At 73.1% G+C, this 23,480-nt stretch carries 24 protein-coding genes; 11 read left to right on the plus strand and 13 right to left on the minus strand.

What is annotated here, in order from left to right:
• Positions 1–16: 16 nt before the first annotated feature.
• The 5 genes from CNO22_RS08950 to pknB all read left to right on the plus strand — a co-directional run bounded on the left by CNO22_RS08950 (position 17) and on the right by pknB (position 8,195).
• On the plus strand, positions 17–1,423 hold the full coding sequence (locus tag CNO22_RS08950) for a PP2C family protein-serine/threonine phosphatase (RefSeq protein WP_100499033.1): 1,407 nt from the start codon (positions 17–19) through the stop codon (positions 1,421–1,423).
• A complete protein-coding gene (locus CNO22_RS08955; RefSeq protein WP_198588198.1) occupies positions 1,420–2,841 on the plus strand; it encodes an FtsW/RodA/SpoVE family cell cycle protein in 1,422 nt (473 codons plus the stop codon). The genes CNO22_RS08950 and CNO22_RS08955 overlap by 4 nt, the downstream gene beginning before the upstream one ends.
• Positions 2,838–4,280: a peptidoglycan D,D-transpeptidase FtsI family protein gene (locus CNO22_RS08960; protein ID WP_100499034.1), complete on the plus strand. Its 1,443-nt coding sequence runs from the start codon at positions 2,838–2,840 to the stop codon at positions 4,278–4,280. The genes CNO22_RS08955 and CNO22_RS08960 overlap by 4 nt, the downstream gene beginning before the upstream one ends.
• Entirely contained in the window at positions 4,280–6,109 is a 1,830-nt protein-coding gene (locus CNO22_RS08965) for a serine/threonine-protein kinase (RefSeq protein ID WP_100499035.1), read from the plus strand. The genes CNO22_RS08960 and CNO22_RS08965 overlap by 1 nt, the downstream gene beginning before the upstream one ends.
• Before the next feature lie 127 nt (positions 6,110–6,236).
• Complete coding sequence (gene pknB, locus CNO22_RS08970) at positions 6,237–8,195, plus strand: Stk1 family PASTA domain-containing Ser/Thr kinase (protein WP_100499036.1); 1,959 nt, start codon at positions 6,237–6,239, stop codon at positions 8,193–8,195.
• 119 nt (positions 8,196–8,314) lie between these two features.
• Here pknB and CNO22_RS08975 read toward each other — a convergent pair whose 3' ends face one another.
• Together CNO22_RS08975 and CNO22_RS08980 are read right to left on the minus strand one after the other, a co-directional pair.
• Complete coding sequence (locus CNO22_RS08975) at positions 8,315–8,971, minus strand: aminodeoxychorismate/anthranilate synthase component II (protein ID WP_100499037.1); 657 nt, start codon at positions 8,969–8,971, stop codon at positions 8,315–8,317.
• Between the two features lie 26 nt (positions 8,972–8,997).
• Positions 8,998–9,735 carry a DUF881 domain-containing protein gene (locus CNO22_RS08980; protein ID WP_232806906.1) on the minus strand — a complete coding sequence of 246 codons (738 nt, stop codon included), beginning with the start codon at positions 9,733–9,735 and terminating at the stop codon, positions 8,998–9,000.
• 98 nt (positions 9,736–9,833) lie between these two features.
• Here CNO22_RS08980 and crgA point away from each other — a divergent pair, with 98 nt between their 5' ends.
• Positions 9,834–10,106 carry a cell division protein CrgA gene (gene crgA / locus CNO22_RS08985; protein ID WP_100499039.1) on the plus strand — a complete coding sequence of 91 codons (273 nt, stop codon included), beginning with the start codon at positions 9,834–9,836 and terminating at the stop codon, positions 10,104–10,106.
• A 628-nt stretch (positions 10,107–10,734) separates the two neighbouring features.
• On the opposite strand, the gene CNO22_RS08990 is transcribed toward crgA, so the two are convergent.
• Complete coding sequence (locus CNO22_RS08990; RefSeq protein ID WP_100499040.1) at positions 10,735–11,901, minus strand: thiolase family protein; 1,167 nt, start codon at positions 11,899–11,901, stop codon at positions 10,735–10,737.
• Positions 11,902–12,002: 101 nt separating this feature from the next.
• Here CNO22_RS08990 and CNO22_RS08995 point away from each other — a divergent pair, with 101 nt between their 5' ends.
• Positions 12,003–12,458, plus strand: coding sequence for a PH domain-containing protein (locus tag CNO22_RS08995; RefSeq protein ID WP_100499041.1), 456 nt, complete (start codon positions 12,003–12,005; stop codon positions 12,456–12,458).
• Here the strand turns inward: CNO22_RS08995 and CNO22_RS09000 are convergent.
• The 9 genes from CNO22_RS09000 to CNO22_RS09040 form a co-directional block, all read right to left on the minus strand.
• Complete coding sequence (locus CNO22_RS09000; RefSeq protein WP_100499042.1) at positions 12,455–13,213, minus strand: rhomboid family intramembrane serine protease; 759 nt, start codon at positions 13,211–13,213, stop codon at positions 12,455–12,457. The two genes, CNO22_RS08995 and CNO22_RS09000, sit on opposite strands and share 4 nt — an antisense overlap.
• Before the next feature lie 131 nt (positions 13,214–13,344).
• The gene (locus CNO22_RS09005; protein WP_100499054.1) at positions 13,345–13,878 is read right to left on the minus strand and encodes a peptidylprolyl isomerase; all 534 of its coding nucleotides are present in this window, start codon (positions 13,876–13,878) and stop codon (positions 13,345–13,347) included.
• Between the two features lie 251 nt (positions 13,879–14,129).
• Positions 14,130–15,296: a S49 family peptidase gene (locus tag CNO22_RS09010; protein ID WP_100499043.1), complete on the minus strand. Its 1,167-nt coding sequence runs from the start codon at positions 15,294–15,296 to the stop codon at positions 14,130–14,132.
• 134 nt (positions 15,297–15,430) lie between these two features.
• A complete protein-coding gene (locus tag CNO22_RS09015) occupies positions 15,431–15,835 on the minus strand; it encodes a DUF302 domain-containing protein (RefSeq protein WP_232806907.1) in 405 nt (134 codons plus the stop codon).
• Positions 15,836–15,891: 56 nt separating this feature from the next.
• Complete coding sequence (locus CNO22_RS09020) at positions 15,892–16,662, minus strand: sulfite exporter TauE/SafE family protein (protein ID WP_100499044.1); 771 nt, start codon at positions 16,660–16,662, stop codon at positions 15,892–15,894.
• A gap of 46 nt (positions 16,663–16,708) precedes the next feature.
• Positions 16,709–17,296 (minus strand): rhodanese-like domain-containing protein, encoded by a 588-nt coding sequence (locus tag CNO22_RS09025; RefSeq protein WP_100499045.1) that lies wholly within the window; start codon positions 17,294–17,296, stop codon positions 16,709–16,711.
• 49 nt (positions 17,297–17,345) lie between these two features.
• Positions 17,346–18,755, minus strand: a complete 1,410-nt coding sequence (locus CNO22_RS09030; RefSeq protein WP_198588199.1) for an MBL fold metallo-hydrolase — start codon at positions 18,753–18,755, stop codon at positions 17,346–17,348.
• A 66-nt stretch (positions 18,756–18,821) separates the two neighbouring features.
• Positions 18,822–19,139, minus strand: a complete 318-nt coding sequence (locus CNO22_RS09035; RefSeq protein ID WP_100499046.1) for a rhodanese-like domain-containing protein — start codon at positions 19,137–19,139, stop codon at positions 18,822–18,824.
• A gap of 74 nt (positions 19,140–19,213) precedes the next feature.
• Positions 19,214–19,831 (minus strand): DUF305 domain-containing protein, encoded by a 618-nt coding sequence (locus tag CNO22_RS09040; RefSeq protein WP_157936868.1) that lies wholly within the window; start codon positions 19,829–19,831, stop codon positions 19,214–19,216.
• Between the two features lie 64 nt (positions 19,832–19,895).
• Between CNO22_RS09040 and CNO22_RS09045 the strand changes: the two genes are divergently transcribed.
• The gene (locus CNO22_RS09045) at positions 19,896–20,249 is read left to right on the plus strand and encodes an ArsR/SmtB family transcription factor (RefSeq protein ID WP_100499048.1); all 354 of its coding nucleotides are present in this window, start codon (positions 19,896–19,898) and stop codon (positions 20,247–20,249) included.
• Positions 20,250–21,574: 1,325 nt separating this feature from the next.
• Here CNO22_RS09045 and CNO22_RS09050 read toward each other — a convergent pair.
• Entirely contained in the window at positions 21,575–21,787 is a 213-nt protein-coding gene (locus CNO22_RS09050; RefSeq protein WP_100499057.1) for a hypothetical protein, read from the minus strand.
• Between the two features lie 391 nt (positions 21,788–22,178).
• Here CNO22_RS09050 and CNO22_RS09055 point away from each other — a divergent pair, with 391 nt between their 5' ends.
• The 3 genes from CNO22_RS09055 to CNO22_RS09065 all read left to right on the plus strand — a co-directional run bounded on the left by CNO22_RS09055 (position 22,179) and on the right by CNO22_RS09065 (position 23,314).
• Entirely contained in the window at positions 22,179–22,433 is a 255-nt protein-coding gene (locus CNO22_RS09055; protein WP_100499049.1) for a hypothetical protein, read from the plus strand.
• Positions 22,434–22,494: 61 nt separating this feature from the next.
• The gene (locus CNO22_RS09060; protein WP_232806908.1) at positions 22,495–22,776 is read left to right on the plus strand and encodes a hypothetical protein; all 282 of its coding nucleotides are present in this window, start codon (positions 22,495–22,497) and stop codon (positions 22,774–22,776) included.
• A gap of 133 nt (positions 22,777–22,909) precedes the next feature.
• On the plus strand, positions 22,910–23,314 hold the full coding sequence (locus CNO22_RS09065; RefSeq protein ID WP_100499050.1) for a nuclear transport factor 2 family protein: 405 nt from the start codon (positions 22,910–22,912) through the stop codon (positions 23,312–23,314).
• Positions 23,315–23,480 lie beyond the last annotated feature (166 nt).

The following is a 23,480-nucleotide window of genomic DNA, read 5'->3' on the forward strand; positions in this document are numbered from 1 at the left end:
CGGGGAGCCTGCCCCGATGAGCCTCGCGCTGCGCTACGCGGCCCGGTCCGACCGCGGCCTGGTCCGCGGCAACAACCAGGACTCGGTCTACGCCGGGCCCCGGCTGCTGGCCGTCGCCGACGGCATGGGCGGCCACGCGGCCGGCGACGTCGCCAGCAAGGTCGTCATCGCCGCCCTCGAGCACCTGGACGACGACGCGCCCAGCGGCGACATGCTGCAGGCGCTGCGCGAGGCGGTGTTCGACGGCAGCGAGCACCTGCGCGAGGTGATCCGCGAGTCCCCGCAGCTGGAGGGCATGGGCACCACGCTCACCGCCGTCCTGTTCGCCGGCGGCCGGCTGGCGCTGTGCCACGTCGGCGACTCGCGCGCCTACCTGCTGCGCGACGGCGTCCTGCAGCAGATCACCCACGACGACACGTTCGTCCAGACGCTGATCGACGACGGGCGGATCACGCCCGAGGAGGCCAACCACCACCCGCAGCGCTCGCTGCTGCTGCGCGCGCTCAACGGGCAGGACGTCGACCCCGACCTGTCGATGCGCGAGGCCCGCGCCGGCGACCGCTACCTGCTCTGCTCCGACGGGCTGTCCGGCGTGGTCAGCGAGGAGACGCTCGCCGAGGCCCTGCAGGACCCCGACCCGCAGTCCACCGCCGACCGGCTGGTCGAGCTGGCGCTGCGCAGCGGCGGGCCGGACAACATCACCGTGATCGTGGCCGACGTCGTGGAGGACGGCGGGGACGGCACCTACCCGGTCGAGCCGGTGGTCGACGGCGCCGCGGGCGACAACGTGGGGCAGCGCGCGGTCGACCCGCGCTCGGCCGCCGGGCGGGCCGCGCTGGCCGACCCCCGGCCGGAGCCCCCCGCGTCGACGGCACCGATGGCGGTCGCCCCGTCGCCCCGCCGCGGGCGGCGCCGGCTGCTCGGCGCGCTCGTCGCGATCGTCCTGCTGGCTGCCGCCGCCGTGGGCGCCTACCTGTGGGTGCTGTCCAACTGGTTCGTCGGGGTGCAGGACACCGCGGACGGCGCGCGGGTGACCGTCTTCCGCGGCCTGGACACCTCGCTGCTGGGCATGGACCTCCACCAGGTCGCCGACGTCACCGACCTCCCCGTCGCCGACCTCACGCCGGCCGGCGCCAGCAAGGTGCAGCGCGGCATCGCCGCCGACGACGCCCCCCACGCCCAGCGCATCGTCTCGATGCTGCGCGACCAGCGCCTGGAGCCGTGCCCGACCGAGGAGGACGTCGAGCCGTCGACGGTCGCCCCGACCGCAACCCCGTCGCCCTCCCCCACGCCGGCTCCGGACGCCGATGCGGCACCGACCGGCGCCGCCCCGATCCCGCCCGAGCCGACGACCTCCGCGCCGACGTCGACACAGCCGACCAGGACGTACGAGCCCGGAGTGGACTGCCGGGAGGCCCAGTGACATCCGGCCCCACGACCGACCCCCGCGCCGCGGCGCCGGGGACGGCGACCCCGCCCAGGCGCCGCAACACCGAGCTGGCGCTGCTCGGCTTCGCCGTCCTCATCACGCTGGTCGCGCAGGCGATCGTCGACCTCACCGTCACCGGCTCGCTGACCACCGAGCTGGCCACCTTCGGGCTGTGGATCACCGCGCTGTGGACCGTCGCCCACCTCGTCGTCCGCAGGTGGGCGCCCTACGCCGACCCGCTGCTGCTGCCCGCGGTCGCCCTGCTGGTGGGCCTCGGGCTGTCGTTCATCCACCGGCTGGACCTGGCCGCCCAGCAGGCCGGCAGCACGGCCAGCCGGGAGGACGCCCCCGTCCAGCTGGTGTGGGCCACGCTCGGCCTGGTGCTGTTCGTCGGCGTGCTGCTGGTGCTGCGCGACCACCGGCTGCTGTCCCGGTTCGCCTACACGCTGGCCCTCGTCGGCCTGGTGCTGCTGGCCATCCCGGCGGTGCTGCCGTCGTCCCTCTCGGAGGTCAACGGCGCCAAGATCTGGATCCGGGTGGCCGGCTTCAGCATCCAGCCGGGCGAGTTCGCCAAGATCTGCCTGACCGTCTTCTTCGCCGCCTACCTCGTCGACAAGCGCGACGTCCTGGCGCTGGCCAGCCGGCGCGTCATGGGCCTGGAGCTGCCCCGCGGCCGCGACCTCGGCCCGGTGCTGGTCGCCTGGATGCTGTCGATCCTCGTGCTGGTCTTCGAGCGGGACCTGGGCAGCTCGCTGCTGCTGTTCGGGATCTTCGTGGTCATGCTCTACGTGGCCACCGAGCGGGCCAGCTGGCTGCTCATCGGCCTGGGCCTGTTCGCCGGCGGCGCGCTGGTCGCCTACCAGCTGTTCGGCCACGTGCAGCAGCGCGTCGACTCCTGGCTGGACCCCTTCGCCTACTACGACGGCTCCGGCTTCCAGGTGGCGCAGGCGCTGTTCGGCCTGGGCACCGGCGGGCTGTTCGGGGCCGGGCTGGGCGGTGGCCGCCCCGACCAGGTGCCGGTGGCCAAGAGCGACTTCATCGCCGCCGCGGTCGGCGAGGAGCTGGGCCTGTTCGGCCTGGTCGCGGTGATCATCGTCTACCTGGTGCTGGTCGAGCGCGGGCTGCGCACCTCGCTGATCTGCCGTGACGCGTTCGGCAAGCTGCTCGCCGCGGGCCTGTCCTTCGCGATCGCCTGGCAGGTGTTCGTCGTCCTCGGCGGGGTGACCGGGCTGCTGCCGCTGACCGGCCTGACCACGCCGTTCCTCGCCTACGGCGGCTCGTCGCTGGTGGCCAACTTCGTGCTGGTCGCCGTCCTGGTGCGGATCAGCGACGCCGCCCGCCGCCCGGCCGCCCCCTCCGGGCCGCCCAAGCCCGCGCTGGGTGACGCCCCGACGGAGGTGGTGCAGACGTGAACGCCCCGCTGCGCCGTGTCGCGATCAGCGTGCTCGTGCTGTTCACGCTGCTGATCGTCAACGTCAACGTCATCCAGGTGGTCCGCTCCGACGAGCTGCGGTCCGACGGCCGCAACACCCGCGTGCTGGTCGAGGAGTACGACAGCGAGCGGGGCTCGATCGTGGTCGGCGGCACCGAGATCGCGAACTCGGTCCCGACCGACGACCAGCTCACCTACCTGCGGCAGTACCCCAGCGGCCCGGTGTACGCCCCGGTCACCGGCTACTACTCGCTGGTCTACGGCAACGCCCAGATGGAGCGCGCGGCCGACGACGTGCTCTCCGGGGACGACGCCCGGCTGTTCACCCGGCGCCTGGCCGATCTGTTCACCGGGCGGGACCCCTCCGGCGGCGACGTCGTCCTGACCCTGGACCCCGCGGTGCAGGAGACGGCGATGGCCGGGCTCGAGGGCGTCACCGGGGCGGTCGTCGCCCTCGACCCCTCGACCGGGGCGGTGCTCGGCATGGCCAGCACCCCGACGTACGACCCGAACCAGCTCTCCAGCCACCAACCGGCTGAGATCCGGGAGTACGCCGCACAGCTGGAATCCCTGGAGATCGACCCGCGGCTGAACCGGGCGATCGACGCGCGCTACTCGCCGGGCTCGATCTTCAAGGTGGTCGTGTCGGCCGCGGCGCTCGCCAGCGGCCAGTACACGTCCGACACCGTCGTCCCGGCGCCGCAGGAGCTGGTGCTGCCGGGCACCTCCACCCCGCTGGAGAACTTCGGCGGCTCGGCGTGCGACCCCAGCGGCCGACAGAGCCTGCTCGACGCGCTGACCGTCTCCTGCAACACCGCCTTCGCCCAGCTGGGCATCGACCTCGGCGAGGACCGCGTGCGGGAGATGGCCGAGGCGTTCGGCATCGACGGTGAGGGCTTCGAGATCCCGCTGACCGCCGAGGGCAGCACCATCGGCGAGATCGAGAACGACGCCCAGCTCGGGGTCAGCTCGATCGGCCAGCAGGACGTGCAGCTCACCCCGCTGCAGGCGGCGATGATCGCCTCCGCGGTGGCCAACGACGGGACGCTGATGAGCCCTTACCTGGTGGACCAGGTGCGCGCGCCGGACCTGTCGGTCATCGACCAGACCGACCCGGAGGAGCTCAGTGAGCCGGTCTCGGCCGACGCCGCCGACCAGCTCACCGAGATGATGACCAGCGTCGTGGAGAACGGCAGCGGCCGGCGCGCGCGGATCCCCGGCGTCACCGTCGCCGGCAAGACCGGGACGGCGGAGAACGCCGGCCCCGACCACAACTGGTTCATCGGGTTCGCCCCGGCCGACGACCCGCAGATCGCCGTGGCGGTCTTCGTGGCCAACGGCGGCGGCACGGGCGGCGACGTCTCCGCTCCCATCGCCCGTGACGTGATGCAGGCCTACCTCGACGGGCAGGGCGGCTGATGACACTGTCGACCGGGACGATCCTCGCCGGACGCTACGAGATCACCGCACCCATCGCCACGGGCGGCATGGGCGAGGTGTGGCGCGCCCGCGACCGCGTCCTCGACCGCGAGGTCGCCGCCAAGGTGCTGCGCAGCGAGTTCACCGGCGACCCGAGCTTCGTGGCCCGCTTCCGCAACGAGGCGCGGCACACCGCGGCGCTGTCCCACCCCAACATCGCCTCGGTCTACGACTACGGCGAGACCGAGGACGAGCGCGGCACCCAACTGGCCTTCCTCGTCATGGAGCTGGTCGAGGGCAAGCCGCTGGTCACGATCCTCCACGAGGAGGGCAAGCTCCCGGTCGACTGGACGCTGCACGTCCTCGGCCAGTCGGCCGACGGGCTCTCGGCGGCCCACCACGCCGGCGTCGTCCACCGCGACATCAAGCCGGGCAACCTGATCGTGCGCCCCGACGGCGTGGTGAAGCTGACCGACTTCGGCATCGCCCGCGCCCGCGATGCCACACCGCTGACCCGCACCGGCATGGTCGTCGGCACCGCCCAGTACCTCTCCCCCGAGCAGGCGCAGGGCTTCGAGGTCACCGCCGCCTCCGACGTCTACTCCCTCGGCGTCGTCGGCTACGAGTGCCTGACCGGCGGCCGACCCTTCGACGGGACCTCGCAGGTCGCGGTCGCGCTGGCGCACATCAACCGCCCGCCGCCGCCGCTGCCGGCCAACGTGCCGCCGGCGGTGCGGCTGCTCATCGAGCGCGCCCTGGCCAAGGACCCGGCCGACCGCTTCCCCGACGGCGCCGCGTTCGCCGCCGCGATCCGGTCGGTCGCCTCCGGCAACGGTCTCTCCCCCGTCCACGCGGCCGCCGGTCCGGCGACGACCCCGCCCTACCCCGTGCGTGCCGCCCCCACCGCGCACACCGAGGTCGTCGACGACCTCGCCGACTCGCGCACCCAGGTGCTGGGCGCCGCCTCCGCCGGCGGGGCCGCCGCCACCGGAGCCCGGACCTCGGTGGGTGCCATGCCGCCCCTGCGCCGCACGGAGGACGACGACGAGGACGGCCGGTACACCCCGCCGCCTGCGGACGACGACCGCCGCCGCAACCGCTGGGTGTGGCTGGTCGCCGGCCTGCTGCTGCTCGCGCTGCTCGGCGGCGGGCTGTGGGCCCTGCTCGGCAGTGGGGACGACGCCCCGACGGGCACCGACGCCGCCCCCACCACCGCGCCGACGAGCATCACCAGCGAGGCGCCGGGGACGTTCTTCGTCGCGACCGGCGACTACGTCGGCGAGCCCGTCGACGACGTGGAGCAGCTTCTCACCGAGGAGGGCCTGCAGGTCGCGACGGAGGCGGCCAGCGCCGCGCAGCTCGCCGCGCTGGGCCAGGCGCTGGACGAGGGCGACGTCGTCACCACCGACCCGGCGAACACCGCCGTCCCGCTCGGCGACACCGTGACCCTGTACTACGCCGCCGACGACTACTCCCCCGACACCGGCGACGGGGACTCCGGCACCCGGGACGAGGCGCCTGCGGCCCCGACCACCCAGGCCCCGCCCCGGACGACGGCTGCGCCGGCCCCGACGACGGCCGGCGATCCCGACGGTGACGAGGACGGCGGCAGCGACGGCGGGGACAGCGACGAGGACACCGGGCAGACCGGCAACCCGCAGCGGTCGAGCACCGCCACGGCGACGAACACGGCGGAGTCAACGCAGACCCCGCTCCCCGGCAACACGCCAGCGCCGACGCCGACGGTCCCCAGTGACACGGCTGAGAATCCGAACGGCAACGCCCAGGGCCAGCAGCAGGTGGCTCGGGAAGAGGACCCGACGGCGTGAGTCCCGCCCCTCGCGCCGCCCGGGCCCGGCCGGTCGCAGCGGTTAGGCTGCCCGGCGGCCCACCCGTCCGCTGCGCTCCGCCAGGGGCCACCCGGCCGCAGGACCGCACCGCCCGAGAGGACCTCCGATGACCACGCCTCCAGTGCTCGGCGAGCGCTACGAGATCGGCGGGGTGCTCGGCCGCGGCGGCATGGCAGAGGTGCACCGCGGCCGCGACCTGCGACTCGGGCGCGAGGTGGCGGTCAAGGTGCTGCGCAGCGACCTCGCCCGCGACCCCTCCTTCCAGGTCCGCTTCCGCCGGGAGGCCCAGGCCGCGGCCTCCCTGAACCACCCGGCGATCGTCGCCGTCTACGACACCGGCGAGGACCGGTCGTCCAGCGGCGCGACCCCCTACATCGTCATGGAGTACGTCGAGGGCGAGACCCTGCGCGACGTGCTGCGCCGGGCGGGCGTGCTCCCCCCGGAGCGGGCGATGACCCTGGCGGCCGACATCTGCGCCGCCCTCGACTTCAGCCACCGCAACGGCATCGTGCACCGCGACGTGAAGCCCGGGAACGTGATGATCACGCCCGAGGGCACGGTCAAGGTCATGGACTTCGGCATCGCCCGCGCGGTGTCGGACTCCGCGGCGACCATGACCTCCACCGCCGCCGTGATAGGGACCGCCCAGTACCTCTCCCCCGAGCAGGCCCGCGGCGAGAGCGTCGACGCGCGCTCGGACGTGTACTCGACCGGCTGCCTGCTCTACGAGCTGGTCACCGGCGCGCCGCCGTTCACCGGCGACTCGCCGGTCTCGGTCGCCTACCAGCACGTGCGCGAGGACCCGAAGCTGCCGTCGTCGGTCAACCCGGCGATCCCGCCGGAGCTCGACGCCATCCTGCTCAAGGCGCTGAGCAAGAACCCGGCGAACCGCTACCAGTCGGCCGCGGAGATGCGCAACGACCTGCTGCGGGCGCTGGCCGGTCAGCGGGTCGAGGCCACGCCGGTGATGGGCGACGCCGAGAAGACCGCCATCATCGGCGCCCCGCCCGGCGGGTACGGCGGCGACTGGGACGACGAGGACGACGAGGACGCCCGCAAGCGCCGGCGCAACCGCATCATCGCCGCCGTCATCGCCGGCGTGCTGATCCTCGGCGGCGTGATCGCCGTGGCGCTGCTGGTCAACTCCGACGACGACGCGCCGCCGGCCGACCCGACCGCCGCGCGCGTGAGCGTCCCGAACGTGGTCGACCAGGACCAGGCGACGGCCACCCAGAACCTCGAGGCCGCCGGGCTGACCGTCGGCCAGGTGACGACGCAGGTCACCCGGGACGAGTCCCAGGAGGGCGTCGTCCTGAACACCGACCCCGCCGGCGGCGCGCAGGTCGACGAGGGCACCGCGGTCAACCTGACCGTCGGCGTCGGACCGGACACCATCGAGGTCCCGGCCGTGATCGGTCTGGACGTCGACCGGGCCGAGACCACCCTGGAGAACGCGGGCTTCGAGAGCGTGCAGACCGAGGAGGTCGACTCGCTGTCGCCGGCCGACCAGGTCGTCGACGTCAGCCCCGGCGAGGGACAGTCGGTCGACCCGAGCACCACCGTGACGCTGCAGGTGTCCGACGGCGACGCCGAGGTACCCGACGTGACCGGCCAGCAGCAGGCGGCGGCCACCCAGGCGCTGCGAGGCGCGGGCTTCACCAACGTCACCCCCGAGCAGGTCGAGTCCCAGCAGCCCGAGGGCACGGTCATCGCGACCGACCCCTCCGGCGGCGAGCAGGCCTCCGCCGACGACCCGATCACCCTGCAGGTCTCCAGCGGACCGTCCGAGCCGGAGACGGTCACCGTCCCCAACGTGGTCGGCCAGCCGCAGGCGGCGGCCCAGCAGCAGCTGCAGGCGGCCGGCTTCTCGGTCAGCGTCACCAACCAGCAGGCCGCTGACGAGGCGGACGTCGGCGTGGTGCTGCAGCAGAGCCCGACCGGTCAGGCTCCCGCGGGCTCGACGGTGACCATCGTCGTCGGGACCCAGCCGCCCGGGACGCCGACGGCCGGCACGGGCGGTGGCGGCGACAACGGCGGCGCTGCCCGCCCGCCCACCGGGAACTAGCCGCAGGACGACAGCAGGGCCCCTCCCCGCACGGGGAGGGGCCCTGCTGTCATGAGGTCGACCCTGTCCCGGGGCCCGCCCCTGAGCCTGCGAGGGGTGGGGAGGACGGGGGGTCCTTCTCAGGCCGTCGTGGCCACCGTGGTGAGCCGCTGGGCGGCGGCGCCGGCCGCCTCGACGACGGCGGGGTCCGGCGCCAGGCCGCAGGCCTCCAGCCAGGTGGCGAGCATCCGGTGGCCGCCCTCGGTGAGCACCGACTCGGGGTGGAACTGCACGCCCTCGATGGGCAGCTCGCGGTGCCGCAGCGCCATCACGATGCCCGACGGCGTCGTCCCGGTGATCTCGAGCTCGGCGGGCACCGTGTCGCGGTCGACGGCCAGCGAGTGGTAGCGGGTGGCGGTGAACGGCGAGGGCAGCCCGGCCAGCACGCCGGCGCCCTCGTGCACCACCTGGCTGGTCTTGCCGTGCAGCAGCTCGGGCGCGCGCACGACCTCCGCACCGAACGCCGCACCGATCGCCTGGTGGCCCAGGCACACGCCCAGCACCGGCGTCCCGGCCTCCGCGGCGGCCCGCACCATCGGCACGGTCACCCCGGCGTCGACCGGCGTCCCCGGGCCCGGGGAGAGCAGCACCCCGGCGACGTCGAGGTCGGGCAGCTCGTCGACGGTGACGGCGTCGTTGCGCCGGACGACGCACTCGACGCCCAGCTGGCCCAGGTACTGGACCAGGTTGTAGACGAAGCTGTCGAAGTTGTCGACGACGAGGACGGGGCGGCTCACGGTCCCTGTCTACACCGGCCGCCCGGTCAGCCGGCAGCGGCTGTGGCGTACTCCATCGCCGGCGGGCCGTCGTAGGCCGGCAGGGTGACCTCGCCGCGCTGCTGGACGGCGAAGCCCAGGCCGTAGTCCTCGACTGCCTGCTGGAACACCTGCACCTGCGGCGAGGCGGCCAGCTGGGCGCGGATCGCGTCGGCTTCCCCGATCGCGGTGACCACGAACGGCGGGGACCAGGTGCGGCCGTGCAGCAGCAGGACGTTGCCGACACAGCGGACGGCGCTGGTCGCGATCAGCCGCTGGTCCATGATCGCCACCGCGTCCGCGCCGGCGGCCCACACGGAGTTCACGACGGCCTGCACGTCGGACTGGTGGATGACGACGTCGTCGGGCCGGGCGCCGAGGGGCAGCGAGCCGTCGGGCCGCCGCGGGGCGTCGTCCAGGGTGATCTGCACACCGGGGCCGGTGACGGCGACCAGACCGGCCGACACGGCGCCGGCCCGGCCGGCGTCGCGGGCGGCCGCCACGTCGCCGTCGCGGGACGCGGCCTGGTCGGTGAGGGCCTGCACCTGCGCCTGCAGCGCCGCCAACTGCTCCTCCTGCGCCGCGACGGCCTCCTCCCGGGCGGGGATGAGGGCGGACAGCTCGGTGACCTCCCCACCGCGCAGGTCGGTGCCCTGTGCGGTCTGGCTGGAGGTGGCGAACAGCAGTCCCGCGGCCAGTGCCACCACGGGCACCAGGGCGGCCCACGCGGTACCCCCACGGGTCATCCGTGGGCGCAGGGTGCGGGCTGTGGCCACCTCTGCAGCTTAGGCTGGACAACGGTCACGGCCGGTCGCGACGGACCGGCCCCGGAGGGAGTCCATCGGTGCCCAAGTCGAAGGTGCGCAAGAAGTCGGTCTACACGCCGCCGCAGGGCACCCTGCAGTCCGGGACGGCGAGCGCGCGGTCCGTCCAGCCCAGCCCGCGCTGGTACGCGCCGCTCATGGTCACCCTCATGCTGCTGGGGCTGCTGTGGATCGTCGTGTTCTACGTCGCCGGCGACCGGATCCCGTTCATGTCGGCGCTCAACGCCTGGAACTTCCTGATCGGCTTCGGTCTCATGGTGGCCGGTCTGGTCATGTCGATGCGCTGGCGCTGAAGAAGGACCCCGTCCTCCCCACCCCTCGCGAGCTCGGGGCGGGACCCGGGACGGGGCCGGTACCACTCGAGCGGCCCTCGTCCCCACCCGGGACAGGGGCCGCTCGGTTGTAACCAATCGGATACGCACAGTGTTGTCCACAAGCGGTGCTGTGCACAGCGGACGGGCGCTGTCCACAGGTCGACAAAGCGCTCCGCCCCCAGGGTTGTCCACGACGTGTGGAGGACGCCTGTTCGACCTCGTCGCCCTGACCTGCCGGTTTGCAAGGGGTGGGACGGATGTGACGAGAAGGGCACCCGGGTAACTACAGGGCTGTGACTCCATCCCCAGCTGTGCACACGACTGTGGACGAGTCGACATGGCGGCAGGCCTGCATTCGCCGTCCTACCCATCCTGTGCTAGCGCGACACGCGGCCTGACCACGGCAGATCCCCGCCTCCCCACGGCCGTCCGGGCACGACGACGGCCCCCGGTCCACGGGGGACCGGGGGCCGTCGGAGAGGGGCTGTGGACCGGACGCGCTGGTCCCCCGCAGGGTCCCGCCGCGGCCCCGTCCCGGGCACCGCCCCGAGCCTGCGGAGGGTGGAGAGGACGGGGCCCTTCCACGGTGGGGGGCCGGGGTCCTCCCTCAGGCGTCGGTGAGCAGCTCCAGGACGGTCGCGTTCACCATCCCGCCGCCCTCGCACATCGTCTGCAGCCCGTAGCGGGTGCCGGTGGCCTGCATGGTGTGCACGAGCGTCGTCATGATCCGCGCCCCCGAGCCACCCAGCGGGTGCCCCAGCGCGATGGCGCCGCCGCGGGGGTTGAGCCGGTCGACGTCCGCCCCGGTCTCCAGCTGCCAGGCCAGTGGCACCGGCGCGAACGCCTCGTTGACCTCGAACACCCCGATGTCCTCGACCGACAGGCCCGAGCGCTGCAGCACCTTGTGGGTGGCCGGGATGGGGGCGGTCAGCATGATGACCGGGTCGTCGCCGGCCATCACGGTGGTGTGGATGCGCACCAGCGGGCGCAGGCCAAGCTCGCGGGCCTTCTCCGAGGTGGTGACGAGCAGCGCGGCCGACCCGTCGGAGATCTGGCTGGCGTTGCCGGCGCTGATGACGCCGTCGGCCTTGAACGGGGTCTTCAGCGAGCCGAGCTTCTCCAGCGTGCCGCCGGCGCGGATCCCCTCGTCGACGCTGACCACCGTGCCGTCGGGGATGGTGACCGGGACGATCTCCTCCTCGAAGGCGCCGTCGGCCTGGGCCTTGGCCGCCTTCTCGTGCGAGGCGAGGGAGTACTCGTCGAGCTGGGTGCGGGAGAAGCCCCAGCGCTCGGCGATCATCTCCGCACCCACGCCCTGGTTGGGGAAGACGCCGTCGTAGCGCTCGAGGAAGCGCGGCCCCAACGGCGCCCCGGCCCCGATGGCCGCGTCGTAGGTGGAGCCCATCGGCACCCGGCTCATCGACTCGACGCCGCCGGCGACGACCACGTCGGCCTGGCCGCTGATGACCGTGGCGGCGGCGAAGGCCACCGCCTGCTGCGAGGAGCCGCACTGGCGGTCGATCGTCGTCCCGGGCACCGACTCCGGCCAGCCCGCGGCCAGGACGGCGTTGCGGCCGATGTTGAAGGTCTGCTCGCCGACCTGGCTCACGCAGCCCCAGAACACGTCCTCGACCACGGCCGGGTCGATGCCGGCCCGCTCGACCAGCGCGTCCAGCACGGTGGCCGACAGGTCCACGGCGTGCACGCCGGACAGCCCACCGCCCCGCTTGCCCACCGGGGTGCGCACCGCGGCGCAGATGACGGCATCTCGCATGACCACTCCTCGTCGACGTGGGCGGCGTTCCGCCCCCCGTGGCGAGATGGTAGGACGTCCACGCATCGATGCCGACGACGTCGCCTGGGAGGCTGGACGCCGTGGAGTGGTCGCCGCGCACCGGGGGGACGGCGGTCCTGGCGGCCGTCGGCGTGGCCCTGGGCCTGGCCACCGTGTTCCTGGACCCGCTCGGCCGGGTGCTGGTCGGCGCGGCCGCCGTCCTGCTGCTGGCCCTGGCCCTGCGCGACCGCCTGCTGCGCCCGCGGCTGGCCGCCGGTCCGCAGGGCGTCGCCGTCCACCGGCTGACCGGCACCGCCGTGCTGCCGTGGACGCGGCTGCAGGTGCGGGTGCGCGACACCCGCCGGTGGGGGCTGCGCTCGCGGCTGCTGGAGCTGGACACCGCCACCGGGCCGGACGACGACGGCGAGCTGGTGCTGCTCGGCCGCCGGGACCTGGGCGCCGACCCGGGCGACGTCGCCCGCGCCCTGCGCGCGCTGCGGCCCCGTCCAGGGCCCCGCCCCGAGCCTGCGAGGGGTGGGGAGGACGGGGTCCTTTAACCGAGGACGACGAGGGTGGGCACGGTCAGAGCGACCACCACGAGCGCCGCGGTCAACAGCATCAGGCCCAGCACCTGCAGCTCGGTGCGCCGCCGGGCCAGCACAACCACCCCGGTGGCGACGAAGCCGGCCACCAGGCCGCCCAGGTGCCCCAGCAGGGAGACACCGGGCAGGAAGCTGACGAACACGTTGATCGCCAGCAGGGTGAGCAGGCCGCGGAGGTCCTCCCGGCGGGCGAGCATGACGACGGCGAGCCCGCCGAGCAGGCCGTAGATCGCGGCCGACGCACCGGCGACCGGGCGCCCCGGCTCACCGAACAGCTGGAGCGCGACCGCACCGCCGAGCAGCGAGACGAGGTAGACGACGAGGTAGCGCCACCGGCCGAGCTGGCGCTCCAGCTCGGAGCCGAAGACGAGCAGCGCGAGCATGTTGAGCACCAGGTGCACGACGCCGATGTGCAGGAACGCCGCCGTGACCAGCCGCCAGTCCTCGCCGAGCTCGACCAGGACCGGGATCTGCGCCAACTGCACGAACAGCGGCGAGAGCTGGTTGTCCAGCGGGTTCGCCCCGGCCAGGCCGGCGGAGACCGCGGTGACCACGAACACCGCCACGTTGAGCGCGATGAGCGTGACCGTGACCCCGCCGAAGCGCCGTCCGGCCCGCTGCAGCAGCGGGGCCTGGCGGGGACGGCGCACGCTCGCGTTGCCGGCGCGGACGTCGTCCGGGCACTGGAAGCCGACCGAGGCGGGGGTCATGCACTCCGGGCAGATGGGCCGCCCGCACCGGGTGCAGGAGATGAGGGTGGGCCGGTCCGGGTGCCGGTAACAGGTGGGTGACGGGGGCGCCGGCCGTGGCCGGCCGGCGCCCCCGTCGTCCGGGCTCGTGGTCAGCTGCGCTGCACCTCGACCGACTGGAGGACGACGTCCTCCACCGGGCGGTCGCCGCGGCCGGTCTGCACCTTGGCGATGCGGTCGACGACGTCCCGGCCGGCCTGGTCGGCCACCTCGCCGAAGATCGTGTGCTTGCCCGTCAGCCAGGTGGTCGGCGCGACGGTGATGAAGAACTGGGAGCCGTTGGTGCCGGGCCCGGCGTTGGCCATGGCCAGCAGGTAGGGCTTGGTGAAGGCCAGGTCGGGGTGGATCTCGTCGCCGAACTGGTAGCCCGGGCCGCCGATGCCCTGACCCAGCGGGTCACCGCCCTGGATCATGAAGCCGTCGATGATCCGGTGGAAGACGGTGCCGTCGTACAGGCGGTCGGTGGTCTTCGCGCGGGTCTGCGGGTGGGTCCACTCCCGGCGGCCCTCGGCGAGGTCGGCGAAGTTCGCGACCGTCTTGGGGGCGTGGTCGGGGAACAGGTCGACGGTGATGTCGCCGTGGTTGGTGTGCAGGACGGCACGGCGTGCAGGAGTCGCTTCAGTCACGACGTCCACTCTCCCACTGGACGGAGTGGGGCGTCGGGGCAGGCGGCGGCTGCCGGCCCAGCGCCGCCAGGCTCGACCGGGAGCTCGGATGTGGCAGGTGCACGGTTGGCGACCCGCTGACCGATCCCGGGGTCCTGCCGGGACCACGAGGACGACTCGCGGCGTCGCGGGCAGGCACGTCGCGTCTCTCCGGTCGGTGCGAGCGGTCAGCAACCCACGGGCTGGATGAGGAGCCGGGGAACGCGGGTGCCTCAGCGGGGAGTGCAGGCGGCCGAGAGTTCCCCGTGGTAGGCGAGGACCAGCGGGGTGCCGGTGCACACGATGCTGCGGCGGGGGTCGCCCGCCACCGCGGCGGCACCGATGCCGCCCACTGGCCCGTTCGCGGCGAGGAGGGACTCGACGAAGCCCGGCGCCACCATCCGGTCCACGCGGGTGTCATCGGGGTCGACGCCGTTCATCTCGGCGGCGTAGCGGTAGGCCTCCTGGCGGCCGAGGACCCTGTCGACCAGACGATTGTCGACGGCGGTGTAGCTGTCGAAGACGAAGGCACCCAGCTCATCGACGATCGTCTGCGGCGGTATGCCCCGCGCCTGGGACACCCACGCGACGAAGGCCTCGTACTCCCGGTCCAGGCCGCGTCCCATGACCGCCCGCTCCTCCTCGGTCATGTCGCGGTAGGGGTTGCCGAAGTCCTTGCCGCGGCCCCGGGTGAGGTACTCCTCGGTGAGGCCGCCGTCGGTGATCACGCCCGGCTCGAGCAGCGAGCCCGGGATGCCGGTCACGTCGCGGAAACGCTGGAACGGGCCCATGACCACGCCGATGCTGCCGACGAGGCTGCCGTGGTCGGCCACGATCTGGTCGGCCCCCGCCATGGCGTACACCCCGCCTGAGGCCGACATGCCCTGCACGTGGGCCATCACCTGGTTGCCGGTCCGCTTCTGATAGCGCTCCACGGCGTCGGCGATGGCGCGGGAGCCGTGGATCGTGCCTCCTGAGGTGTTGAGCTCCAGGATCAGACCGTCGGCGTCCTCGGTCTCCAGGGCGTCGATGGTGTCGGCGACGTCGTAGCCGTAGGTCGCGCCGCCGAAGGGAACACCGTCACTCTCGCCGCCCAGGATGACGCCGGTGACCGGGACGGCGATCAGCCGCGCCGGGGCATCCGCCGCACCCCACACGGTCTCCGTCGGCGGCCCGCTGGGAGAGCTGTCGCCGCCTCCTGCGGACAGCCCGACCAGGGCCAGCACCATCACCACCGTCAGCCCCACGGCGACCACGGCCAGCACCACGCCCGCGCCCAGAGTCGCCCCCAGCCCGAGGGCGAAGCCGCGCCGGAAGTAGCCGGGCTGACGCATCCGCGGTGCCGGCTCCGGCCGCCAGCCGGGCGGCGGCGCATCGGGTGCCGGCAGCTGCGTGCTCACGTCGGGCCCTCCGGGATCTCGTGACGGCGAGGCGGCGACAGTAACCATGGACGCCGGCCGCGGGCCGTCACCGCGCCGCGCCGTCCGAACGCCGGGAGCAGGCTCCGTACGGGGGCATCACGTCCGGGGTTCGGTCAGGTGCTCTGGTCGGCGACCGTGCGCAGTGCGTTCTGCAGCCGGGTCTTGGCGTCGGCGGCGATCGGCTCGAGTTCGGGCCGGTCGGGGACGCTGACCATGAGCTCGGGGTTCAGAGCGGAGACCAACGTCTGCCCGTCGTCGTCCGTGCGGACGACGACGTTGCAGGGCAGCAGCAGTCCGAGGTCGGGTTCGATCTGCAGGCCCTGCCGGGCGAGGGGGGCGTTGCAGGCGCCCAGGATGATCTGCGGCGGCACGTCGACGTCGAGCTTGGCCTTGAGGGTGGCGGCGACGTCGATCTCGGTGAGGATGCCGAAGCCCTGTTCGGCGAGGGCGGCGCGAGTGCGCTCCAGGGCCTGGTCGAGCGGGGCGTCGACACGCACGCTCATGCCGAAGTCGGCCATGACGGTTCTCCTCCTGGTGTAGGGACATGGTGGCTGGTGCCCGCGGTGGCGGGCGGTCATCCACTGGGTGGGTTGAGCAGGGCCTGGGTGGCGACGAAGGCGGCGACGGCGAGCACCAGGTATGCGAAGCCGCGGCGCAGCCGGTCGGCCGGGAGCCTGGTGGCGAATCTGCCGGCGATGAGGGAGCCGGCGACGGCGGCGGCTGTGAACGCTGCGACGACGCTCCAGTCGAGGGTGGTGTCCCCGGCGTGCGCGGCGAATCCCGCGGCGGAGTTCAGCACGATGATGACCAGGCTGGTGCCGACCGCGACCGCCATGGGCAGGCCGAGGAGGAGCACGAGGGCGGGGATGATCAGGAACCCGCCGCCGACGCCGAACAGGCCGGTGAGGAAACCGACGGCCACGCCGGCGCCGACGGCTCTCGGAAGGCAGCCGCGCCAGTTGATCCCGCCACCGGGCAGGGCGCAGTCCCCCCCTTCTGGCACGTCTCTCCTGAGCATGCGCACCGCCGCGGCGACCATGAGCAGCGCGAACCCGACGAGCACGACGCGGGCGTCGAGCAGCCGGTTGACCGCGGTGCCGGCGAACGCAGCGAGGGCTCCGGCGGCACCGAAGACGCCGGCGATGCGCCAGCGGACCTGCCGCAGGCGCGGCAGCAGCGCGGTGGCCGAGAAGACACCGACGACGAGCAGCGAGGTCGGGATGGCGGCGCCCAGCGGCAGCCCGGCCCCGTAGACCAAGGCGGGAACGGCGAGGATCGACCCGCCGCCGCCGAGCAGTCCCAGCAGCACGCCGATGAGCAGGCCCAGGCCGAGTGCCGCGCTCATCGCACGGCGCCTGTCCCGCCGCCGACGCCCGGGCGCGCCACCGCCGTCATGCCGGTGACCCCGCCGTCAGCTGATCGAGGATCTCTTCCGGCGTGCGGGCGCGGGGACCCCGGTTGTACGGCAGCGCGGACAGGACCCGGCCCAGAGTGCAGGTGTCGGTCAGCGCCGACATGGTGAGGCCGGCGCCCACGCCACCGGCGAGCATGCCGGCCCGGGGAGCGCGGAGGCCGGCCAGGGAGCTGCCCAGGACGAGGAACCCGGCGACCAGGCGGACCTGCCGTTCGAGGCTCCAGCGTGATCGGCCGCGCACGACCTCGCCACCGGCGGTCTCGTAGGAACCGACTCCGCCATCGAGGACGTGGAGGCGTGCAGCGCCGGCGCCGGCGAGGCGCTGCTGGGCCTGGCGGGCCCGGTTGCCGGACTGGCAGACGAGTACCACGTCACGGTCCAGCCGCTCGGCTACTTGCCTGGCGTGCTTTTCGATCAGGGGGAGCGGGGCGTTGACCGACCCGGGAATGCGAACGGTCTCGAACTCGGCGGGCGTGCGGACGTCGATCACCGTGAGCGCGTCACGGCGCTCGAGCCGCGCGCGCAGGGCGGCGGCATCGAAGCGCCCGGGGGTGGTCGTGGTCACGTAGGTCCTCTCGATGGCTCTGCGGAATGCGGTGGGTCGGGGACGGGCGTCAGCCGGCGCCGGGGCCGGTGGCGGCGCCAGCGCCCTCGGTAGGCCGCTCGTCCTCGAGCCCGGCGTCCTTGGCGCTGCCGTAGGAGTCGTTGATGAGCACGACCTCTCGGCCCGGGGTGTCGAGGACCGAGGCGGCGATGGAGGCGCGGTAGCCCGAGCCGCAGTAGACCCACACCTGCCCGGTGGGGACCTCGTCGAGGCGGGCCGGGAGTTCGTGCAGGGGGATGTGCTGCGATCCGCGCACGTGCCCCTGGGCGCGTTCGTCGTTGCGGCGGGCGTCGAGCACCTGCACCGGGCCCCTCTGCAGGGCGGCGGCGAGGCCGGCGAAGTCGGTGACCCGGTAGGAGCGCAGCGCCTGCCCGTGGGCGAGGGTCTCGATGTCCCCGATGGCGGCGCCGGCGAGGTCGTCGACGCCGATGCGGACCAGCTCGCGGCGGGCCTGGGCGACCTGCTCCTCGCTGTCTCCGATCAGCGTGATGGGTTCGCCGTAGGCGTAGAGCCAGCCGAGGTAGGTGACGAAGTTGGTGCCGAGCTCGAAGTTCAGGCTGCGCGGAAGGTGCCCGGCGGCGAACGCGGTCCGCTGGCGCAGGTCGACCACCCACTCGCCGGCCTCGAGCCGCCGGCGCAGCTCCGCCGGGTCCACCGGCTGGGGCAAGGACAGGTTCACCGGAGCCGGACCGGAGCGGTTGATCGGGCCCATGTGCGCGTAGTAGGCGGGGTAGGCGTCCAGCCCGGCGAGGAGGGTGTCGACGTACTGCTTCTCCTCCATGGTCAACGCGGGGTTGGCCCGCAGCTGCTCGCCGACGGTGGAGGCGGTGCCGCTGGTCGGGGTCGCGGAGCAGAAGCTGCCGAACCCGTGGGTCGGGAAGACCTCGGTCTGCGCGGGGAGCTCGCGGGCGATCCGGCGCACGGAGTGGAACTGCGCGTGGGTCAGCTCGTCGGTGGCCGCCGGGCTCACCAGGTCGGTGCGCCCGGTCGCGCCGTAGAGCATCGACCCGCCGGTGAACACCGCCCGGACCGCCTCCGCCCCGTCGCCCTGGGCGGTCTCGAGGACGTAGCTGACGTGGTGGTGGGTGTGGCCGGGGGTGTGCAGGACCCGCAGCCGCATCGCCCCGGCCTCGAGCACGTCCCCGTCCGCGACCGCGAGGTGCTCGAAGCGGGCGTCGCTGCCGGTGGGCAGGACGTACGTTGCGCCGGTGCGCGCGGCGAGCTCCAGCCCCCCGGTGACGTAGTCGTTGTGGACGTGGGTCTCGAGCACGTGGGTGAGGCGTACGCCGCGCTGCTCGACGAGGTCGAGGACCCGGTCGATGTCACGCTGCGGGTCGACGACGAGGGCGACCTGACCGTCGGTGGCCAGGTAGCTGCGGTCGCCGAGGCTGGACGTCTCGATGGTTCGGATCTGGATCACGGGGGTCTCCTGCGAGGTAGGTCCGCGGCTGCGGGGTGACTGTGATCGGGTGTGGTCGGGTGGTGATCAGGCGACGGTTCCGGGGCGACCGTCGGCGGCGCTGGAGGGAAGGCCCTCGCGCGCCCACCGCTGCATCCCGCCGTCCATCACCGCGGCCCGGCGGCCGTGGGAGGTCAGCAGGTCCGCGGCCCGCCCGGCGCGGCCGCCGCTGCGGCAGACCGTGACGACGGGACGCTGCGCGTCCAGCTCACCGATGCGCTCCGCGAGTTGGCCGAGCGGGATGTGCACCGCGCCGTCGATGTGGCCGGCCGCCCATTCCTCGTCCTCGCGGACGTCGAGGATCTGCAGCTCGCCGCGGCGGTCCTGCACCGTGCGGGGGTCCATGCCGTGCTCCTTGGTCTCTTGGGGAAGGTGGGCTGACGTTCGGGTCACCGGCCGGCGCCGGGCGGGCCGGTGGGTCACTGCTGGTCCAGCCAGCGCTGCATCAGCGCGATCTCGTCGGTCTGTACGCGAACCATCTCCGCGGCCATCGCGGCGATCTGCCGGTCGCTGCCGGCCCGCTGGACCATTCGCGCCATGTGCACGCCCATCTGGTGGTGCGGAATCATGGCCTCCAGGAAGACGCGATCGAACTGCTCATCCGGCACCTCGGCGAGGTCGGTCGCCGAGTCCATCCCGGCGGCCATCCCCGACCCCATCCCGCCGGCGGGGGCGTCCGGGTCGGCGCCCAGCCGCGTCGCCGCGGCGCGCAGCTGGGCGATCTCCGCGGTCTGGGTGCGCTGGATGTCCCGGGCCAGCTGCCGGACCTCGGGGCGCTGCGCCCGTTGCTGGGCCAGCCGGGCCATCTGCACCGCCGACTCGTGGTGCACGGCCATCTGCACCGCGAACATCGCATCGGCCGAGCCGGCCATCCCCGGCATCGCCGAGCCCATGCCCATGCCCATGCCCATGCCGGTGGACGGCCGGTCGACCGCCCCCGCGTCCGGCAGCAGCTGCGCCCCGGTCACCACGCCACCGCCGAGCAGCAGCACCGCCGCCGCGGTACCCGCGACCAGTCGCCTGTGTGTCGTCCGCATCGAAGCCTCATCCTCTCGTTCGTTCACAACCATACAACGCTCTAGTTGTAAGTAGGATGAAGGCGTGCCTGTTCCCAGTCCGCTGCCCGACCCCCTGGTGGAGCTGGTCGCTCAGCGTTTTCGTGTGCTCGGTGAGCCGGCCCGGATCAAGCTGCTCGACGCGCTGCGCTCAGGGCCTGCCAGCGTGGGTGAACTCGCCACCCGCGTCGGCCTCAGTCAGCAGAACGCCTCCAAGCACCTCGGCGTGCTGCACAGCGCCGGCCTGGTCCAGCGGACCCGCACCGGCAGCACCGCCCAGTACGCCATCACCGATCCCAGCGTCTTCGCCCTCTGCGAGATCGTCTGCGACGCCCTACGCGACCGGTACAGCGCCCTGCAGGCGGTCCTGCCACCCCCGCCGGCGCCGGTCGGTCGCTGAGGAACCAGCCGGCCGACGCTCCCGGCACCCGACCTCGCAGGCCCGAGGGCCGATCCGCCGGCGGTCGACGTGGGACCGAGGACGGTCCCACCCACGACACGTGTCCGGAGGGCGACCACGGCTGAGCCGCTGTCCCTGACGGAGACGGCGACCGCTTCATCGCCCGGGGGACGGCCTCGCGTCCGAGATGACAGCGTCTCGGTCAGCAGGGGAACCGCCCTGCGGGCTGCTTCGCGCGGACAGGTCGCGGACCGTCTACGGAGGGCGCCGACTCAGCGGCGCACCGAGAATCGGCCGTGGGTCGAGGACTCGCAGGCCAGCCGGCCTATCGAGATGGTGGAGACGAGGGGAATCGAACCCCTAACCCCCGCCTTGCAAAATCGACCTTGGGGTGGTTTGGCGCAGTGGGCTGTGACTGAAAACCCCTCTTGACCAGCGCCTTTACCGATGGTCGCTCTCGGCTGCCGTTGGCCGATTTCGACCGTTTTGCGGACCATCTGCGGACTGTGTGCGGACTGGGGCCGCCGCAGCAGTCGCCTCGGACACTGCCCTGACGACAGCACCCGCCCCCCACACCCGCGGCAGCATCTCCGACTGCGCCGGCCGCCGGAAGGGCGCTTCGCGTCCCTGCGGGATGGGCCTGCGGCCCACCCTTCCCCCAGCGCTGCGCAGTCGGAGGGGAGCTGGTTGTGGGGAGCGGGGTGAACTCCCGGCTGACCGCCCGCATCCTGCCTCGCCGCGGTAGGGCCCGGCGTCACCGGCCACCTGCCGGCGGTGACGGGTCCTCGGACCAGGATCGGTACAGCTGGTGGATCCCCTCGGACTCGGCACGGTGCGCCACTGGGCGTTCTGCGGCTCCGCTCCCATCTCGATGCACCAGTGCACCGCAGACTCCAGGGTCTGCCGCGCCGTGGGGAAGTGCCCGCCGGGGCGGATGGGGTAGAGGTGGAGGTGCGGGAAGGTGGCGTGGCTCTTGCCGGCCGGGTGCCAGTGCATCCCCCACAGCTTCGCGTTGTCCGGCGCCCGGAACTCATACAGGTAGGCCGACGTGGTGACCCGCCAGCGCCCCTCCTGGGCGTCGTACTTCTCGGGGTCGGTCGGGATGATCCGGGAGTGCATGGACGCCAGAAACCGGCAGCCGGCCGCGTCACCGCGCAGTACGAGGCCGTCTCCGCCGTTCAGGCTCCAGACGTGCGTTTTGCCCGTGGTCGCGCGACCGCCGGCGAGACGACGATCTTGCCCGCGCCGAGGCAGGCCACCGCTCGTTCGAGAGGTGCCAGGAACGCTTGGACCGCTTGATACGGCGACGCTCCCGGCACGAGGCGTCAGCGTACGAGAGGTAGCGCCATGAGCACGTCGAGCAGCCCGGGGTGGGCATCGGGGTCGACGTCTTCGAACTTGCCACCGTCGAGGGCCGCGAGGAACTCTTCGCCGCTCAGGTCCAAGGCGGTGCGGGCGATTCGCTCGAAGGCCGCGGCGGCTTCCTCAGGGGTGAGTTCAGTGACGCCGACAGACGCGCTGCTCTCTGCGATCGACATGGTCACCCCTCCTTCATCCACAAGGCCGTCCACAACCACGTGTCTACAGGGTGCCACCGACGGAAGCCTTGCGGCCAGCCGTGGCGCATGCGCCGTCACACGTTCGGGCGGGCCCGGCATCAAGCCGCCGCCTACTGCCCGTCCAGCAAACGTTCGTCCCTGAAGTCCCATTGGCCCCTGTCGGGAAGCGCCGTTCCGGGCTGAAAATGGTGCGCGGCCACCCGTTGACGTCGTAGTCGCCCGGTCGTCGAGGCCGTTCTGAAGTCGGACGCCGGGGGCTGTGCTGTGGGCCGTTTCGTGTGCTTCAAGCACGAGGATCAGATTCGTCGTTCCCTCCAGCTCCCACGGGTGGCCGCCCAGGTTCCGTCTGAGGTGTGCAGAGGCGAGGGCCATGCAGGTCGAGACCGACGAGCCCAAGGTCATCCAGCGGGTTACGGCGCTGGATGTGGGCAAGGCCGAGGTGGTCTGTTGTGCGCGGGTGCCCGGCCCGGGCGGGCAGCGGATGCAGGAGGTCCGCACCATCTCCACGATGACGTCGGCGGTGCTGGCGTTGGCTGACTGGCTGGCCGGCCTCGGGGTGACCCGGGTGGTGATGGAGGCGACCAGCGACTTCTTCCTGGGCGCGGTTCGCGCCCGGGGTCAGTGAGTCCGCGGGCCGCCCGAAGGGCAATGCCGGCACCCGTAAGGGCAACCGCTACCTGGCGCGGGTGATCTTTGAAGCCGCAGTCAGCGCCGCCCGCACCGACACCTTCCTCGGCGAGCGGTATCGGCGGATCGCCCGCCGCCGCGGCAAGAAGCGGGCGATCGTTGCGGTCGGCCGCTCAATTCTCGTCATCATCTGGGCCCTGCTCTCCGACGAGGGGGCGCAGTTCGTCGACCTCGGCCCGGGCTACTACGCCTCGCGCGCCAACTCCGAACGCAAGGTCCGCAACCACGTCCGGGAACTGCAGGCCCTCGGCTACACCGTCACCCTCAACCCTGCGGCCTGACCTCCGCGCCCGACGCACACCCCACCACCGGGCCGGGGGCGCGGGTCTTCCGCACGCGCGGGGACCTGAGATTTTCGGATCAGGCGGCCTCAGAGACAGGGGCAAGCCTCGACGGCCGGAGCATGCTGCGGGCATGGACGCTCGCGAAGACTTCATGGGTTGGGTGAAGACGGCGCTGTACGAGGCGGAGCTCGCGCTACACAACGGCGACCCGTCACCCCGGCGGGCCCTCTGGTCCCGTAACGAGCCCGTCAGCGTCTTGGGTGCCTGGCGCAATGCGCACGGCCAAGGGGAGCTCGACGAGCTCTTTACTGCCCTCGGGAAGAGCTTCTCCGACTGCACGTCGTATGCGTTCGAGCTGCTCGCGTACGACGTGATGGGCGACATGGCCTATACGGCAGGCTTCGAGCACACCTCGGCATCCGTCGACGGCCAACCGCGCACCTACAGCTTGCGAGCCACCCAGGTGTACCGCCGCGAGGACGGCCAATGGCGGGTGGCCCATCGCCATGGCGACACCGTCACCGAGGACGGGTGATCACGGACAGGGACCTGTTCTTGGAACGGTCGTAACAGTGGGCCGTTTGATCCGGCGTCACATGTCCCTGAATGCCATGAAGACGGGGGCCTCCCCCCGGATCACGCTTGCGGTGAGAGCCGGCAGGTGTGACGGAAGGAGGCCCGGTCCTCATGTTGCACGTTGG

The organism is Geodermatophilus chilensis (assembly GCF_002802985.1).
Lineage (GTDB): Bacteria > Actinomycetota > Actinomycetes > Mycobacteriales > Geodermatophilaceae > Geodermatophilus > Geodermatophilus chilensis.

What these genes read in the sequence shown, in the direction of transcription:
- CNO22_RS09035 (WP_100499046.1), bottom strand. Translation starts at nt 19,139, where the DNA reads ATGGACCCCCGCACGGTGCAGGACCGCCGCGGCGAGCTGCAGATCCTC.
- CNO22_RS09050 (WP_100499057.1), bottom strand. Translation starts at nt 21,787, where the DNA reads ATGTCGATCGCAGAGAGCAGCGCGTCTGTCGGCGTCACTGAACTCACC.
- pknB (WP_100499036.1), top strand. Translation starts at nt 6,237, where the DNA reads ATGACCACGCCTCCAGTGCTCGGCGAGCGCTACGAGATCGGCGGGGTG.
- CNO22_RS09020 (WP_100499044.1), bottom strand. Translation starts at nt 16,662, where the DNA reads ATGAGCGCGGCACTCGGCCTGGGCCTGCTCATCGGCGTGCTGCTGGGA.
- CNO22_RS08990 (WP_100499040.1), bottom strand. Translation starts at nt 11,901, where the DNA reads ATGCGAGATGCCGTCATCTGCGCCGCGGTGCGCACCCCGGTGGGCAAG.
- CNO22_RS09040 (WP_157936868.1), bottom strand. Translation starts at nt 19,831, where the DNA reads ATGCGGACGACACACAGGCGACTGGTCGCGGGTACCGCGGCGGCGGTG.
- CNO22_RS09015 (WP_232806907.1), bottom strand. Translation starts at nt 15,835, where the DNA reads ATGGCCGACTTCGGCATGAGCGTGCGTGTCGACGCCCCGCTCGACCAG.
- CNO22_RS09055 (WP_100499049.1), top strand. Translation starts at nt 22,179, where the DNA reads ATGCAGGTCGAGACCGACGAGCCCAAGGTCATCCAGCGGGTTACGGCG.
- CNO22_RS08980 (WP_232806906.1), bottom strand. Translation starts at nt 9,735, where the DNA reads ATGACCCGTGGGGGTACCGCGTGGGCCGCCCTGGTGCCCGTGGTGGCA.
- CNO22_RS08965 (WP_100499035.1), top strand. Translation starts at nt 4,280, where the DNA reads ATGACACTGTCGACCGGGACGATCCTCGCCGGACGCTACGAGATCACC.
- CNO22_RS09065 (WP_100499050.1), top strand. Translation starts at nt 22,910, where the DNA reads ATGGACGCTCGCGAAGACTTCATGGGTTGGGTGAAGACGGCGCTGTAC.
- CNO22_RS09000 (WP_100499042.1), bottom strand. Translation starts at nt 13,213, where the DNA reads ATGACCCCCGCCTCGGTCGGCTTCCAGTGCCCGGACGACGTCCGCGCC.
- CNO22_RS08950 (WP_100499033.1), top strand. Translation starts at nt 17, where the DNA reads ATGAGCCTCGCGCTGCGCTACGCGGCCCGGTCCGACCGCGGCCTGGTC.